Here is a 15586-nt window from a genome sequence, read left to right on the forward strand (position 1 = left end):
AGATTTAAGTTGTGGAGTAAATATGTCCGAACATCCTCAAGGACAAAAACATTGTTCATTTTGTGGTAAGACGCAATCTGAAGTTGGAAAATTGATTGCTGGTGAGGACGCATATATTTGTAATGAGTGTGTAGATGTCTGCTTAGATCTCGTTCAAACCAGTCAACAAGTTGAAGCAGGTGATTGGGCAACTAAAGCCCTGCCAAAACCACACGAAATACGTGCTGCCTTGGACCAATATGTGATTGGGCAAGATGTTGCGAAGAAAACCTTATCTGTTGCGGTCTATAACCACTATAAGCGTTTAAAAGTAGGCCAGTCGACTCACGGACATCAAGAGATTGAAATCGCAAAAAGTAATATTTTGCTGATCGGACCAACAGGTTCGGGTAAAACATTACTTGCACAAACACTTGCACGTCTGCTTGATGTTCCATTTGCGATGGCAGATGCAACCACTTTAACCGAAGCAGGTTATGTGGGTGAAGATGTTGAAAACATCGTGCAGAAGTTGTTGCAAAAAGCGGATTATGATGTAGAAAAAGCGCAAAAAGGCATTATCTATATTGATGAGATTGATAAGATTACCCGTAAATCTGAAAATCCTTCAATTACCCGTGATGTGTCTGGTGAGGGCGTACAACAAGCATTGTTAAAAATGATTGAAGGTACGGTTGCTTCTATTCCGCCACAAGGTGGTCGTAAGCATCCACAGCAAGAATTCATCCAGATTGATACTGCAAATATCCTATTTATTTGTGGTGGTGCATTCTCTGGCTTGGAAAAAATTGTTCAACAGCGCCAAGAGAAAGGTGGAATTGGTTTCACAGCAGATGTGAAGAATAAAGATGACAGTAAAAAAGTCTCTGAATTGTTCCGTCAAGTAGAAGCAACTGACTTAGTTAAATTCGGTTTGATTCCTGAGTTTATTGGTCGTTTGCCTGTGATTGCAACTTTAGAAGAGCTGGATGAAGAAGCATTAATGCAGATTCTGACAGAACCTAAAAATGCATTAACACGTCAATACCAATATCTATTCACCATGGAAAATGTAGACCTTGTCTTTGATGAGTCTGCATTACGAGCTGTGGCGAAGAAAGCTCTTGAGCGTAATACTGGTGCGCGTGGTTTACGTTCTATTCTGGAAAATGTATTACTGGAAACCATGTATGACTTACCAAGTCGTACGGATGTTGGTACGGTCATCGTGGATGAAGCTGTCATTAATGGTACGGCGAAGCCAACATTTAAAGCAGAGCGCTTGCCACAAGTCGGTACGCCAGAACTGACTGAAAAGAAGGATTTAAAGGTGATTGACTCTAAATCAGCTTAATTCTCATTCATCTAAAAAAGCATGAAAGGCTTGGCTTTTCATGCTTTTTTTATTTGCAATTAGTCGTTGAGGTGTTAATCTTAAAAAATTGAAAAAATGCGCATAGTTTTGCGCTGTTAAAAATAAATCCAAGAAAACGCCTTGAGGGATGTCATGCGTTATTTAATATTGTCATTATATTGTGCTGGGGTATTGGCTGGCTGTCAAAGTCATAAGACAGTTGAAGAAAAACCAACCGCACTGACCGCAACATTACCACCCGTAGACACAGCAAAAGAACCAGGTCTATTTGATCAGTACCATGTGGGTGGTTTTACTGTTGGTGGTTGGGTCAACCAAAAGTTAGGCCAATATTACGCACCAATCAAACCACAAAATGAACAGGCTGCGGTGGTTTATTTATATCGTCCAGATACACGTTGGAACCGTCAGGAAATTGCTGCGGCCAACTTATTTATCAATGGTCATCGTATTCCGAGCTTATTACATAATCATTATTACTGGGTGGAACTACCTGCGGGAACTTATCGCTTGAGTGTGAGTCGCCCATTGGCGGGATTGCACTTCCAGAAACCGAAATATCTCGATTTTACGGTCGATGCTGCACAAACTTATTTCATTAAATATGATGAAGAAAATAAGATTTCTCGTAGTGAGCATACAGGCCCATTTATGATTACACCTGACAAGGTGGCGCATCAAGAAATCGCATTTACCCGTTTAAAATCTTCCAGCTATAACTTTGTTGCACAAGATGCATCTGGCAAGGTTCGCTCAAAACCTCAAGAATTAAAACCCGCAAAGTATGATGAAAAGTCAGAAGTGCATTTGGTTAAGCCATTTAAGCTTTGGAATCCATTAACTTGGTAGGTTTGCTTGAGCAGTTACTCATCCTGAATTAAAGGTTTGATGATGGTGAGGAACTGCTCTTTTAATTGTGAGCTCTGCTCTGGGTCATTTAAGGTTTTTTGACTTAAGTTATTCATATATTGAAAAACATTGGTACTGATTTGCAAGGTTTTTTGATTAATGGATTTACCTTCAGGTGTTTTTAAGAACTTCAAATAGGCTTGTATTTCTTCTTCGCTCAAGGTATCTGCATAAATCTTCTCGATTGCCTGAACAGTTTCGGGTCGAGCAAAGACTTTTGAACTGGTATTTTTAAGTAATTGGCTCAATTCGAGTACAGCAAGATGTTCTTGTGTTGTGGTGAGTTCTTCTTTTCCTAAGACTCTTAATAAAATATTTTCAGCTTCAAGATCGAGAGTCGGTTGCATTTCATCGAGTGAGGTGTTTAAAACATTTTCGAGCTCGCTTAGTTTGATCAGTTCTTTGACTGACTTACTTTGGGCTGGGGATGCAAAGGTATTTTGCATGCCAACGAGAAGGCAAAGTCCAATCACCATGTTGAACATGTATTTATTCATCTATAGACCGCCTTATTGTTCTCGTCTTTTTTATAATTTAGCAGAAGCCATAGGCAAAAAAATAGCCGAATACGATGATTCGGCTATGATTATTGTATGAGTATTATTTATGACGCAGCAGCATCAACAACTGGGATTTTACCAATCTTAGCTTGCCAGATTTTTGGTGCAGTGGCATGGATTGAAGTACCATTTACATCAACTGCAACAGAAACAGGCATATCTTCAACTACGAATTTGTAGATTGCTTCCATACCTAAGTCTGCAAAAGCAACGACTTCAGCTTCACGGACTGCTTTAGACACGAGGTAAGCAGCACCACCAACGGCCATTAAGTAAGTTGCTTGATTGTCTTTGATCGCTTCAATTGCAGCAGGACCACGGTCTGCTTTACCAATCATGCCGAATAAGCCCGTTGCTTCTAAAACTTGACGAGTGAACTTATCCATACGGGTTGCAGTGGTTGGGCCAGCAGGACCAACAACTTCATCGCCAACTGGATCGACTGGACCCACGTAGTAAATGAATTTACCTTTTAGATCTACTGGAAGTTCTTCGCCATTATTTAACATGTCGACCATGCGCTTATGTGCAGCATCACGACCTGTATAAATCGTACCGTTCAATAATAATGTATCGCCTGGCTTCCAAGCATTCATTTCTTCTTGAGTAATGGTATCAAGGTTTACACGTTTTGATTGAGAAGAATCCCACGTTACAGCAGGGTAGTCTTCAAGTTTTGGTGCTTGAATATGTGCAACGCCAGTACCATCTAACTGGAAGTGTGCGTGACGAGTCGCCGCACAGTTCGGAATCATACCCACTGGCTTACCTGCCGCATGACATGGGTAATCCTTGATTTTAATATCAAGTACTGTGGTTAAACCACCAAGACCTTGTGCGCCAATACCGAGTGCATTCACTTTCTCGAAGATCTCGATACGGAGTTCTTCCATTTTGCTTTGTGGGCCACGACGAAGTAATTCGTCCATGTTGATTTCTTCCATAAGTGCTTCTTTTGCAAGCATCATGGCTTTTTCAGCAGTACCACCGATACCAATGCCGAGCATACCTGGTGGACACCAACCTGCACCCATAGTTGGAACAGTTTTAAGTACCCAATCCACGATTGAATCAGATGGGTTTAACATCGCAAGTTTAGATTTATTTTCTGAACCGCCACCCTTCGCTGCAACGGTAATATCAACTTTATTACCAGGAACGAGTTTGTAGTGAATCACGGCAGGCGTATTGTCTTTGGTATTTTTACGACCAAAAGCTGGATCTGCTAAAACAGAAGCACGGAGTACATTTGAGTTCTCTAGGTAACCTTGGCGTACACCTTCGTTTACAGCATCATCCAAGCTCATGGTTAAATCAAATTTAACATCTAAGCCGACTTCAAGGAAAACGTTAACGATCCCTGTATCCTGACAGATTGGTCGGTGACCTTCAGCACACATACGTGAGTTGATAAGGATTTGGGCAATAGCATCTTTTGCAGCTTTGTTTTCTTCACGATCATAAGCACGGCTCATCGCTTGGATGAAGTCTTGTGGGTGATAGTAAGAAATAAACTGCAGGGCATCCTTGATTGATGTAATCAAGTCATCTTGTTTGATGATCGTTGTCATATCAAATTTCTCTTGAGCGGGCGATTAGCTGGCGGGCTAAATTATATGACAAAAAGGAATGAATGTGGGAGTTTTAGCTTAGATTTGGCTAAAGGTCTAAAGTAAGCCTTCGATCTAAATTGCATCAACAAAAGATGCGCTTTGGATTTTAGTTTTTTCTCAGTTGAGATGGACTATAGCCAAACTGTTTCTTAAAGCGATGGCTAAAATGGCTGCTTGAGCTAAAACCATATTGCACTGCGATCTCTGTCAGATTCACTGTGGTTTGTTCAAGTGCTTGATGAGCTCGTTCAAGTCTGCGTTGCATCACATATTGATGTGGTGGCATCTGCATCGATTGTTTAAACATATGCGCAAAATGATACTCGCTGAGTTGCGCTTGCTGAGCCAGATCAGACAAGGTCAAACTCAAATGGAGATGTTGGTCAATCCATTCCAGTAACTGCTTAAGCACATAAGGGGAGAGTCCCCCTTTGACTTCAGGTGCTTGCCATTGTGCATGACTGTAATTTTTGATCAGATGATTGAGTAATAATGTTGTTGCGGTACTCATCTGCAAATGGTTTTCACGATCTTGCCATGCACCATTGAGTAAAAAGTGCCGATAAATCATCGAAATTTGTGGGTCAGCCACAAAAATTTGTGGATTTAAGATGATTTGGCTGGGTTCGCGATCCCAGACTTGTTCTGCCACACGTTGTAAGTGCTGTTCAGTATAGTAAAGATGTACAAAGGTGAGTGGATCACGTAGGTCCCAAGTCGACTCGAAATCTTGTGGCATCAGACACATGCGGTCAGGTCCACCGCCATTGTGCCAACCTTGCTGGGTCTTTTGATAGCTTTCATAACCACCCTGAATATACATACTCAAGGTATGGTGATTGCTACAGACACTGACACGGTCTTGGTTATTTTGCCACATGGCCAACTGCATACCCGACCCCAGTTCTACCGAGTCGAGCAATTGCGCTTTATATTGCTGTAATTGATCTAGAATCTGATATTTCATCTTCTATACGCAGTGCCAAATATGATCCAGTTTAGTGTAGAACTTTCAGCCAGTTTTGTCATCTGGTCAAAAATTTCCTAGAAAAACGCAAGTCCATGATAATCACCGCAAGATGATGCAAGTAATGATGACGATAAAACCAGCAAAATAGTCGTCGAGGTAATTGAATTTGGTTCTAATGATATGAATGCGCTGTTATATGCTTTGGTTGTGGTGATCTGGGGCACAACATGGATTGCGATCAGTCTGCAACAACAAAGTGGGGTATCAGCCAGTGTTGCGGTGTTTTGGCGTTTTTTTATTTCTGCCATAGTGTTATTTGCTTTTGTCACTTTGAGTCGGAAGCTACAGAAATTGGCTGGCAAAGATCATCTGTTTTGTATGCTGCAAGCCTGTTGTATTTTTGGTTTTAACTTCGTCTGTTTTTATTATGCGGTGCAATATATCAGCAGCGGTTTAGAGGCTGTTATTTTCTCCATGGCCGTGATTTTCAATACTATCAACGCCAAATTATTCTTTGCACAGCAGGTATCGGCACGCTTTTATCCTGCGGCGTTATTAGGTGTGCTCGGGATTATTGCCTTATTTTGGCATGACGTGGTGGGTACCACTTTAAATCGCAATACATTGATCGGTATTGGACTGTGTATTCTAGGGACGTATGGTTTCTCTTTGGGCAATATGATCAGTACGCGCCATCAAAAACATGGGTTGGATATTTTTACCACCAATGCCTACGGTATGTTATATGGCTCATTGCTGATGGCGTTGATTTCATGGTTTAGACAGGATGAATTTTTTCCAAGTATGCAATTCAGTGCAGTCAGTGCTTTACTGTATTTAGCTATCTTTGGTTCAGTGGTTGGTTTCACCGCCTATTTCTATCTGGTCGGACGTATTGGTGCGGGTAAGGCAGCCTATAGTACTTTGCTATTTCCTTTAGTCGCATTGGTGATTTCGACGGTATGGGAAGGCTATCACTGGCAAATGAATGCGGTGATTGGGGTGATTTTGATCTTGTGTGGTAATGCGATTTTCTTTGTGAAAGGGCCGCAGTTGAAAAGTATAGGTATTTCAAAACGCGCTTAAGGAAAAGCATACATACAAAAAAGCCATCTCCTTGATAAAAAGCAGATGGCTTTCATTCAGTACAACGAGGTGAATTTAATCCTGTTGCTTAGCCTGAATCGCTGTCAGGGCAATGGTAAACACAATATCATCGACCAAAGCACCGCGAGACAAATCATTTACGGGCTTGTTTAAGCCTTGTAGCATTGGACCGACACTCACCACATTGGCCGCACGTTGTACTGCTTTATAGGTGGTATTACCTGTGTTTAGATCAGGGAAGATAAACACATTGGCTCGACCTGCAACTTGTGAGTCTGGCGCTTTTTGGCGACCTACGCTTTCAACAGAAGCAGCATCATATTGTAATGGCCCATCAATCAATAAGTCGGGGCGGCGCTGTTGTGCGATTTTGGTTGCCTCAGCAACTTTCTCAACATCTGCACCTGTACCTGAAGTTCCTGTTGAATAGCTGATCATGGCAATACGCGGATCAAGACCAAAGGCTTTGGCTGAATCCGCAGACTGAATCGCTATCTCGGCAAGTTGTTCTGCATTTGGATCTGGATTGATCGCACAGTCACCATAGACATAGACTTCATCAGGCAGCAACATAAAGAAGATTGATGATACCAGTGAGTAGTTTGGTGCAGTTTTAATGAGTTGGAATGCAGGACGTACGGTGTTGGCAGTGGTATGAATCGCACCTGACACCAAACCATCCACTTGATCGAGTGCCAACATCATGGTGCCAAGTACCACTGTATCTTGCAGCTGTGCTTTGGCTTGTAGTGCATCAAGTTTACCTTTACGCAGTTCCACCATCGGTTCGATGTATTGGTCACGAATCGTATCTGGATCAATGATCTGTAAATCTTCGGGTAACTGAATACCGCGTGCTTTAGCCACTTCTGCAACCGATTCAGGTTTTGCCAACAAAATACATTGCGCAATGCCACGGGTTTGACAGATGACAGCCGCTTGTACCGTGCGTGGCTCATCCCCCTCAGGTAGGACAATACGTTTTTTTGCAGCAATTGATTTTTGTACTAACTCGTAACGGAATGCTGAAGGTGATAGGCGAGGATGCAAGTTGTTCTGGGTATGTTGATCGAGCCAATTGTTATCTAAATGACTTGAGACAAAACGCGTGACTTGCTCGGCACGTTCAGTATCATCAATTGGAATTTCATTGCCAAAGCGATGCAGCAGTTGTGCCGTTTCTAAAGTATCAAGTGGGGTGTGTAAAATCGGTAAACCCTGTTTGATCGCACTTTGGCAAAATTCGAGTACATTGCTTGCAGGCGCAGCTTGCTCGGTTAAAACCAAACCTGCTAGTGGTGTACCATTGCTGCTGGCAAGGCTTGCTGCCAAGATCGCATCGGTGCGTTGTGATGCACTAATAATTAGTTCACCCGCAACAAATTTATGTAGCTCTGATTCGATATTGGATGCAATTAAACTGGTATGCAGGATACGACGTTGTTTAGCCTCACCTTGATGCAACCATGTCCCATTGATGATTGATGCAATATCTAAACTACGTGGCACGCTGAGGGTATTACTGAATGGTACCAGTCCAATAATCGGGAGTTCATCGGTGCCCATAAAGCGGTTATAGCGTTGTAATTCTAAGGCAAAAGCATCGATCTGTTGATCGAGACGTAAACTTGGATCAAGTGTTAGTGGAATTGCAGCAGTACCTTCTGGCAGTCCTTTGGTTCGCATAAACAACACGCCTGTAGTGCGTGCCGAGGCTGCTCCACCGAATTGGCGTAAATGCGCATCGACTCTTTCTGCTGTTTTACGTGGATCAGCTAAATCTGCTGTGCTAACCAGTACTACTTGGGCATCGAGTGCTTGCGCGAGGGCGGCATTGATTTCACTGACAAAATGATCTTGTCCATTTGGAACCAAACCTTCAACAATAATCACATCATGATTAGCTGAAATTTGACGGTGTAGCGCAACGGCTTCCTCAAGCAATTCATCGGTTTCACCCAAGGCAATTAGTTGCGTCAGTCTTTCGTAAGTGATTGGCTCTGCAGATGAGTGCTGAAATAAATGACGATACAAGGTGGTGGTACGGTCAACAGTGGTATCTGCAATCTGTGAGTAGGGTTTTAAGAAACCGGCGTTAATCCCTTTACAATCTAGTGCGTAGATCATGCCTAAGCAGGCAGAGGTTAAACCAACACCTTCCCCTGTGGGAATGAGTAAAATCGTATTCATAGTGACCTTAAATTCTTTTAATAGGTTGATTAAGCTGTTGGTTCAAGCACTTGACGTGTTTCTTTGGCAATTCGACCTTCTTCATCGGTTGGAATGACCCAAATTTGTGGGCCAGTACCATTGTCGATACGCCCTTCGCTACCGCGAGCCAAGGCATCATTTTTCTCTTTACTAAATTGAAAACCGAAATGCGCTAAATAGCCTAAAGTCTTTTCACGGACATAAGCCGAGTTTTCACCAATGCCGCCTGTAAATACTAAACCATCAAGGTGGGGCAGACCGCAACTCATTGCCGATAAAGATTTAGCAAGACGGTAGCAGAACACTTCAATGGCTAGAGTTGCACCATCATGACCATTTGCAGAGGCTTCAACCAAGGTACGCATATCATTGGATAAACCAGACAAGCCCAATAAGCCACTTTCTTTATTCAGCATACTGTCAATTTTTTGGATATCCCAGCCGAGGTTACTGGCAAGGAACAAATGCAAACTCGGGTCGACATCACCACTACGCGTACCCATCACTACACCTTCAAGTGGTGTCATGCCCATAGAGGTATCGACGCTATGACCATTCCAGACGGCACAAGTCGAACTACCATTGCCCAAGTGTGCACTGAGCCAGCCACCTTCATTTTTATGACCTGCCAATTCGCTGGCACGTTCAGTTACATATGCATGGCTAGTACCATGGAAACCATAACGACGAACTTGGTGTGCTGTATATAAAAATTGTGGCAGGGCATAGCGATAGGCGCGTTCGGGCATAGTTTGATGGAAGGCAGTATCGAATACAGCAACTTGAGGTAATTGAGGGAACAAGCGCATAGTTGCTTCAATTCCAATTAAATGTGCTGGATTGTGCAGTGGTGCAAGAGGTGTCGCTGCTTCAATACGTTCAACCAGTTCTGGTGTGAGCAATTCTGCTTTGGTGATGTCGCCGCCGTGAACCACACGGTGTCCAATCGCCTGCGGGTTATAGTTGGCTAAACGAGCCAATAATGTTTCAAGTGCTTTGGCGTGATCTGCATAAGGAATTGAAAGTTCCAGTGGTTCGCCACCAAGAGTGACCCCTTTAATACGAGCATCTGCTGCGCCAAGGTTTTCTGCCAAACCATAAATACGGTCTTCACGTCGTTCCGAGATGAGCGCGTATTTGATTGATGATGAACCACAGTTAATTACTAATACAGATATAGCCACGTTTGAACACCTAACAGATTTTAAATTTTATGATGAACACTTTGATTTTGCTGCAACGCATGAGGCAGAAGAATCAAGCGCAATGTTTTAACATGGGATGTCGTATTGGCGAAGATAGACTTTAGCCTATACAACCCGTTTATAAATCAACCTATTCAGTATAGTTTGGAAATCAGCAGTTCTTTTAATTGATCTGTTGGTTTTATCATTATTTTTGTATGCAAATATATAAAAACACGATAAAGATCAAATAAATGACCTTTATCGTGTTTCTGTGTTCAAATGCTCGATTTTGTTATTGGCGGATTTGACCGTCGCCAAAAACGATCCATTTTTGTGAAGTTAAGCCTTCTAGGCCAACGGGGCCACGGGCATGGATTTTATCGGTTGAAATTCCGATTTCTGCCCCTAAACCATATTCAAAACCATCGGCAAAGCGGGTTGAGGCATTGATCATCACCGAACTTGAGTCAACACGCGCCAGAAACTCACGCGCTAGACTAAAGTTTTCAGTAATGATGGCATCGGTATGATGCGAACCATATTTATTAATATGTTCAATCGCTTCATCCATACCTGTGACCACTTTGACTGCCAGAATTGGCCCAAGATATTCGGTATACCAATCTTCCTCTGTTGCCGTTTTTACGGATACACCTAAAATACGCTGCGTTTCAGCACAACCGCGTAATTCAACCTGTTTTTCAGCATAGAGTTCAGCAATGCGTGGCAAGAATTCCTCAGCAATCGCTTCATCGACCAATAAGGTTTCCATCGCATTACACACGCCATAACGATGTGTTTTTGAATTGAGTGCAATCGGTAGTGCTTTCTGCAAATCCGCTTGAGCTTCAATAAACACATGGCAGTTGCCATCTAGGTGTTTAATTACAGGAATACGTGCTTCATTGCTGATGCGTTCGATCAAGCTTTTACCACCACGCGGCACAATCACATCCACGAATTCAGTCATGGTAATCAGGTGACCCACTGCAGCACGATCAGGGGTATCAATCACTTGAACCGCATGTTCGGGTAAGCCGGAAACTTGTAGACCATGTTGAATCGCGGTTGCAATGGCTTTATTAGATTCAAGTGCTTCCGATCCACCACGTAAAATAATTGCGTTGCCAGATTTCAAAGCCAATGATGCTGCTTCAAGAGTAACGTTCGGTCTTGACTCGTAGATCATGCCAATCACACCCAAAGGAACACGCATTTTTCCAAGTTGAATGCCTGATGGGCGATAAGCAAGGTCGGTAATTTCCCCAATCGGGTCAACCAAGGCAATTACATCTTTCAGACCTTGTAACATACCTTTAAAACGAGCAGGGGTCAGTTCTAAACGATCGAGTAAAGCACTGTCGAGTTGACGTTGGCGACCATTGTCCATATCAATTTGATTGGCTGCTAAAATTTGTGCCTGATTATTTTCCAAAGCCGTATAAATTGCAGACAAGGCATGATTTTTCAAATGAGTTGATGCACTGGTGAGTACACGAGACGCTTGACGTGCTTGAGTACCGACATGTTGCATATAATTTTGAATAGAGTCTTGCATAGCAGTTTGATATTTGCATGTATTTATAAAGATAGTAACAGTCAACGGCTGAACAATGAATAGGCTGAACTGACAATTCAAAAAATTATGAAGCGTTAATTGGCGCAAAAGTTTTTATTTTAGTGCGATGAAGATATTGAATCTAAAGCTGAGATTACATATTTTGCAAAAGATTAATGTTCTAAACAAGATAAGTGGTTAAGGAAATGATTGCGTATAAAACGTGCATATGTATAGAATGAAAAAGTATAGGATAAATGTAATACAAATTTTATAAATTTGTTAACTTGCAAGTAGAAATCGCAGAAAATGAGATTCTTGCAACAAAAAAATAAACAAGGATGGAGGAAGGACATGAATTCCATTATCCAAATGGACTCGGATATAAATCATACCTACACAGGCTTTGGTTTTTTCGACATTTACAATAAAAACAGTTTTAAACAACCTGCGCGTACCACGTGGATTGATGGTTGGAAAATTGAATATATGGCAATTGCAGATCCGAAAACGATCTACAACACGCCGATTGTAATTGTCGGGGGCGCTTTTCAAAATTTTAACTCTTATAAGTATTGTGTTGAGCAACTCTTTGAGAGTGGTCCTGTTATTTTAATCGATTTACCATCAATGGGTGCGAATCAACAGATTCGTAATGTTGATACAGGTGAATCTGCTGGAATTCTGGAACTGCCTCATTTATCTAAAATGCTCGGTCAATGGCTGGATATTGTTGGAATCGATAAAGTTTCAATGATGGGTATGTCATTAGGTTCGGTGGTTGCATCTTCATTTGCGGATCAACGCCCTGAGCTAATTGATCGTATGGTGCTGATGGGCGTCATGCAAAAAACCCGTAAAAGTTGGCGGATGTTGCTGGAAGAATCTCTACATCTAATGCGTGAAGACCGTATGGAAGAGTTTGGTCAGGCCGTTATTCTGTATCTGGTCAACCATGCCAAACTTGATAAAACCCGTATGTCTCCAACAGCGAAACGTTTGTTTTTTAGACAAATGGCGGAGTTTAGTGCAACCGAACGTGAGCGTTATGAAATCAACTGCAACCGTTTACTGCGTTTAAGTGATGTTCCTGTACCACAATGCAAAACATTGGTCGCGGCAGGGCAGTATGACAGTTTTACTTTACCGCACGAAAATGCTGATTTTGCTTTGCAATGTAAAGATATGCAGTTTGCTTTAATTGCCAATGCAGATCATGTGCCGCAATTACAACGTCGTAAAGAAACGATGAATTTGTTTACCACCTTTTTAAAGGGAGAGCCGATCGACAATCTAGATGGCATTATTCCAATGACGCGTGAACAAATGCAGCAGATCGAGCGTCGTGGTGAAGAGCGTATTGCGGTATTAGAGCCTGAAAGCAAATTATCGCACCGTCATCTCGAAACTGAAGCTAATGTGAAGATCGTAGATATCACTTACTTTGGGGTGTATTTAAAACTTCACAATGTTGAACAGCTTGATTTTATCAATCAACATCCACGTGATTTAGCGCTACATTTAGCAGATGAAGAAGGTGAGTTTAAAATTGAATGTTTAATCTTTGATGCAACTGAGCAAGGACTGCGCATCTTGTTTAAACATGGTAGTTTTGATATCGCAGAGCGTTTGACTCGTTTTATTCAACGTCAAAAGCCAACTGAATAACGAGTATTCCAAAATAAAAAAAGTGGCAATTTGCCACTTTTCTTTTGGGGAGTTTTATTTATTGGTCGCTTGAATCATCCAAACCAAGTCGCCTAAGTGTTGTTGCGTATTTTCTAAAGTTGCCTGTTCAAAAAATTGCTTTGGCTGCAGAACTTCAACTTGATTAAAGCCCGCCTCATGGAAAAAATGTTCGACTTCGGCAGGTGTTTTAAAATGAAAGCTAAAGGCGCTGCGTGACATTAACTTTAATAAACGACTACTGTTCCAGATAATCGTTGCCAGTTTATTTTGAGTGGGTTCTGGGTAGATGTCTGTTAAATAATGCAGTTCTTTAAAGCCTTGTCCATAGTTGGCAATCGCTTGAATGAGTTGCTGCAATAAAGGTTTTTCAAAGTAATTGATCAGTCCTTCACTAATTATTACCAATGGGCGTTGAGGATCAAATACCTCAAATGCAGCAGCAAAGGCATCGGTAAATAAGTCAACTGACAGTACTTCATCAACATTGCTTTCAATTTGTTGTAGTGCAGCCTGTTTAGTGGCTGCCATATCGGGTAAATCCAGCTCACGGTAGCTGATGTTTGGATAATGTTGTCTAAACCACCAGCCACGTGGTGATAGACCACATGCAATTTCTAGCACTTGTAAATCAGGGTATTGTTCAATTAATTCTTTTAAGTGACTATCCAACATACTGTGACGTTGTTTAAGGGTTGTGCGCATACTGCCACCGACATATTTTTCTGCCCAGCTTTCAATTGGATGGACTAAGGCTGCCAGCGTTTTTCCTTTTGCTGTTGCCAGTGCTGGATGTGAAATCCCCATTTGATACCAGATGTAGCCAGTGTAGTGTGCGGTAAATGAAATGTGGCGATGTTTCGAAAGTTGTTGTGTCATCTGTCCTAGACTCTATTTTTCCTAATTGGGATATATAAAATTAATCTCTTTTTAAAAAGTTGAGATTTTTCCACCAAATCCGATTTTAGGTTTGTTATTTACTATCGTGGGGTGGCATGGATGCCGCCGTTGGGCTGGGGTTACAAGGATGTATCTTCAGCCTAACAAAGGATTTTTGCTTACTTTTCATCCCTGAAAAGTAAGTCGAGCCGAAGGCAAAATCCTTCAATCAGATGAGCACTCGGCGAGATTCCATTATGTTAATAAAACGATGAAGAAATCTAAGTAAAGTTAGAATGAATTCTTAAACTCTTCAATGACTTTTCTGACGCTATGCCAGTTTTCATCATCTAAAGTCAATGTCGTACCGACCTGAATATTTGGAATTTTACCGCGCATACGTTCTAAACGTTGCTGATTTGGTAAAGCCAACGTCTGGATACCATCTAATGCGGTACATGCAGCTGCGCGATCATTACAAACCAAGCCCATATCACAACCTGCATTTAAAGCAGCTTGAATACGTGCATCAGCACCGCCTGCAACACATGCAGCCTGCATGCTCAAGTCATCTGAGAATAATACGCCATCAAATTTAAGCTGTTTACGCAAGATTTCTTGTAACCAGAATGGTGAGAAGCCTGCTGGATTTGGATCGACTTGATCATAGATCACATGGGCAGGCATCAGTGCATCAAGCTGTGGCATTAATTTGATAAAGCTTTGCATATCTTTGTCATAGATTTCTTGGTATGAGCGGCTGTCAATTGCTGCAGCTACGTGCGAATCAGCCTTCACTGAACCATGACCAGGGAAATGTTTGCCCGTAGTTGCCATGCCCGCTTTTTTCATACCGCGCATAAAGGCATCTGCAAGTGGCACAATGTCTTGCATGTTCTTGGCAAAACCACGATCACCAATCACATCACTGACCTCATTTAGGTCTAAAACAGGGGCAAAGCTAAAATCAATCCCGACAGCCAATACTTCAATTGCCATTAGCCAGCCACATTGCTCAGCCAGTTCAATCGCTTGTTGTGGATTGCTGAGATAGCGCTCGCCCAATCGCCCCATGGCTGGAAGCAGGGTAAAACCTTGTCTTAAACGTTGTACGCGACCACCTTCTTGGTCAACGGCAATTAAAATCTCTGGACGGATTTGACGCATATGGTCAGTTAAGGCACGAACTTGTTGAGGGGATTCAATATTTCGTGCAAATAAAATCATGCCACCGACTTGCGGAGCTTGTAATAGTTCAATATCTTCTTGAGTAAGTTCTGTGCCAGCAATATCCAGCATCAACGCGCCGATCATAAGGATTCCGTTTGAATTTTGATGAAAAATTTGGTGAAAAAAACGATAGCTAAATTGTGCAATGATTTGCTACATTTTGTCAGTACAGAATATGATAAAACTACATGATATTGATGATAAGTGCTTGTAGGTCATTTATTTATGATGACCGATGAGTTTTACATGTTGCTATTAGGTCGAGTGAAATGTGTTCATCGTGGCCATATCAGCATGTAATAATTGCCATATCCAAGGAAGT

12 protein-coding genes are annotated in these 15586 nt (G+C 41.9%); 4 read left to right on the forward strand and 8 right to left on the reverse strand.

Annotation, left to right across the window (positions count from 1 at the left end; genetic code table 11):
* The first annotated feature begins 22 nt into the window (after positions 1-22).
* Positions 23-1333, forward strand: a complete 1311-nt coding sequence (gene clpX / locus F3J02_RS09680) for an ATP-dependent Clp protease ATP-binding subunit ClpX (RefSeq protein WP_016541515.1) — start codon at positions 23-25, stop codon at positions 1331-1333.
* Positions 1334-1486: 153 nt separating this feature from the next.
* Positions 1487-2203, forward strand: a complete 717-nt coding sequence (locus F3J02_RS09685; protein ID WP_167248745.1) for a DUF2846 domain-containing protein — start codon at positions 1487-1489, stop codon at positions 2201-2203.
* Positions 2204-2217: 14 nt separating this feature from the next.
* On the opposite strand, the gene F3J02_RS09690 is transcribed toward F3J02_RS09685, so the two are convergent.
* The 3 genes from F3J02_RS09690 to F3J02_RS09700 all read right to left on the reverse strand — a co-directional run bounded on the left by F3J02_RS09690 (position 2218) and on the right by F3J02_RS09700 (position 5403).
* The gene (locus F3J02_RS09690; protein ID WP_167248747.1) at positions 2218-2760 is read right to left on the reverse strand and encodes a DUF2059 domain-containing protein; all 543 of its coding nucleotides are present in this window, start codon (positions 2758-2760) and stop codon (positions 2218-2220) included.
* Between the two features lie 107 nt (positions 2761-2867).
* Complete coding sequence (locus tag F3J02_RS09695; RefSeq protein ID WP_004657827.1) at positions 2868-4394, reverse strand: fumarate hydratase; 1527 nt, start codon at positions 4392-4394, stop codon at positions 2868-2870.
* A gap of 148 nt (positions 4395-4542) precedes the next feature.
* Complete coding sequence (locus F3J02_RS09700; protein ID WP_159886287.1) at positions 4543-5403, reverse strand: AraC family transcriptional regulator; 861 nt, start codon at positions 5401-5403, stop codon at positions 4543-4545.
* A gap of 183 nt (positions 5404-5586) precedes the next feature.
* Between F3J02_RS09700 and F3J02_RS09705 the strand changes: the two genes are divergently transcribed.
* On the forward strand, positions 5587-6492 hold the full coding sequence (locus F3J02_RS09705; protein ID WP_167248749.1) for a DMT family transporter: 906 nt from the start codon (positions 5587-5589) through the stop codon (positions 6490-6492).
* Positions 6493-6567: 75 nt separating this feature from the next.
* On the opposite strand, the gene pta is transcribed toward F3J02_RS09705, so the two are convergent.
* From pta to F3J02_RS09720, 3 genes are all read right to left on the reverse strand, one after another.
* Positions 6568-8703 carry a phosphate acetyltransferase gene (gene pta, locus F3J02_RS09710; protein WP_167248751.1) on the reverse strand — a complete coding sequence of 712 codons (2136 nt, stop codon included), beginning with the start codon at positions 8701-8703 and terminating at the stop codon, positions 6568-6570.
* A 29-nt stretch (positions 8704-8732) separates the two neighbouring features.
* Complete coding sequence (locus F3J02_RS09715) at positions 8733-9908, reverse strand: acetate/propionate family kinase (protein WP_167248753.1); 1176 nt, start codon at positions 9906-9908, stop codon at positions 8733-8735.
* 295 nt (positions 9909-10203) lie between these two features.
* Positions 10204-11469 carry a glutamate-5-semialdehyde dehydrogenase gene (locus F3J02_RS09720; RefSeq protein ID WP_167248755.1) on the reverse strand — a complete coding sequence of 422 codons (1266 nt, stop codon included), beginning with the start codon at positions 11467-11469 and terminating at the stop codon, positions 10204-10206.
* A 354-nt stretch (positions 11470-11823) separates the two neighbouring features.
* Here F3J02_RS09720 and F3J02_RS09725 point away from each other — a divergent pair, with 354 nt between their 5' ends.
* Positions 11824-13137, forward strand: a complete 1314-nt coding sequence (locus F3J02_RS09725) for an alpha/beta fold hydrolase (protein ID WP_216076274.1) — start codon at positions 11824-11826, stop codon at positions 13135-13137.
* Positions 13138-13191: 54 nt separating this feature from the next.
* Here F3J02_RS09725 and F3J02_RS09730 read toward each other — a convergent pair whose 3' ends face one another.
* Both F3J02_RS09730 and nagZ read right to left on the reverse strand, forming a co-directional pair.
* Positions 13192-14034: a class I SAM-dependent methyltransferase gene (locus F3J02_RS09730; protein WP_167248757.1), complete on the reverse strand. Its 843-nt coding sequence runs from the start codon at positions 14032-14034 to the stop codon at positions 13192-13194.
* A 291-nt stretch (positions 14035-14325) separates the two neighbouring features.
* Positions 14326-15348: a beta-N-acetylhexosaminidase gene (nagZ, locus tag F3J02_RS09735; RefSeq protein ID WP_167248759.1), complete on the reverse strand. Its 1023-nt coding sequence runs from the start codon at positions 15346-15348 to the stop codon at positions 14326-14328.
* Positions 15349-15586 lie beyond the last annotated feature (238 nt).

This window comes from Acinetobacter sp. Tr-809 (assembly GCF_011753255.1).
Classification (GTDB): Bacteria; Pseudomonadota; Gammaproteobacteria; order Pseudomonadales; family Moraxellaceae; genus Acinetobacter.

Coding starts and splice junctions, on each gene's coding strand:
- F3J02_RS09705 (WP_167248749.1), top strand. CDS start 5,587: ATGAATGCGCTGTTATATGCTTTGGTTGTGGTGATCTGGGGCACAACA.
- F3J02_RS09690 (WP_167248747.1), bottom strand. CDS start 2,760: ATGAATAAATACATGTTCAACATGGTGATTGGACTTTGCCTTCTCGTT.
- clpX (WP_016541515.1), top strand. CDS start 23: ATGTCCGAACATCCTCAAGGACAAAAACATTGTTCATTTTGTGGTAAG.
- F3J02_RS09725 (WP_216076274.1), top strand. CDS start 11,824: ATGAATTCCATTATCCAAATGGACTCGGATATAAATCATACCTACACA.
- pta (WP_167248751.1), bottom strand. CDS start 8,703: ATGAATACGATTTTACTCATTCCCACAGGGGAAGGTGTTGGTTTAACC.
- F3J02_RS09685 (WP_167248745.1), top strand. CDS start 1,487: ATGCGTTATTTAATATTGTCATTATATTGTGCTGGGGTATTGGCTGGC.
- F3J02_RS09730 (WP_167248757.1), bottom strand. CDS start 14,034: ATGACACAACAACTTTCGAAACATCGCCACATTTCATTTACCGCACAC.
- F3J02_RS09695 (WP_004657827.1), bottom strand. CDS start 4,394: ATGACAACGATCATCAAACAAGATGACTTGATTACATCAATCAAGGAT.
- F3J02_RS09720 (WP_167248755.1), bottom strand. CDS start 11,469: ATGCAAGACTCTATTCAAAATTATATGCAACATGTCGGTACTCAAGCA.
- nagZ (WP_167248759.1), bottom strand. CDS start 15,348: ATGATCGGCGCGTTGATGCTGGATATTGCTGGCACAGAACTTACTCAA.
- F3J02_RS09700 (WP_159886287.1), bottom strand. CDS start 5,403: ATGAAATATCAGATTCTAGATCAATTACAGCAATATAAAGCGCAATTG.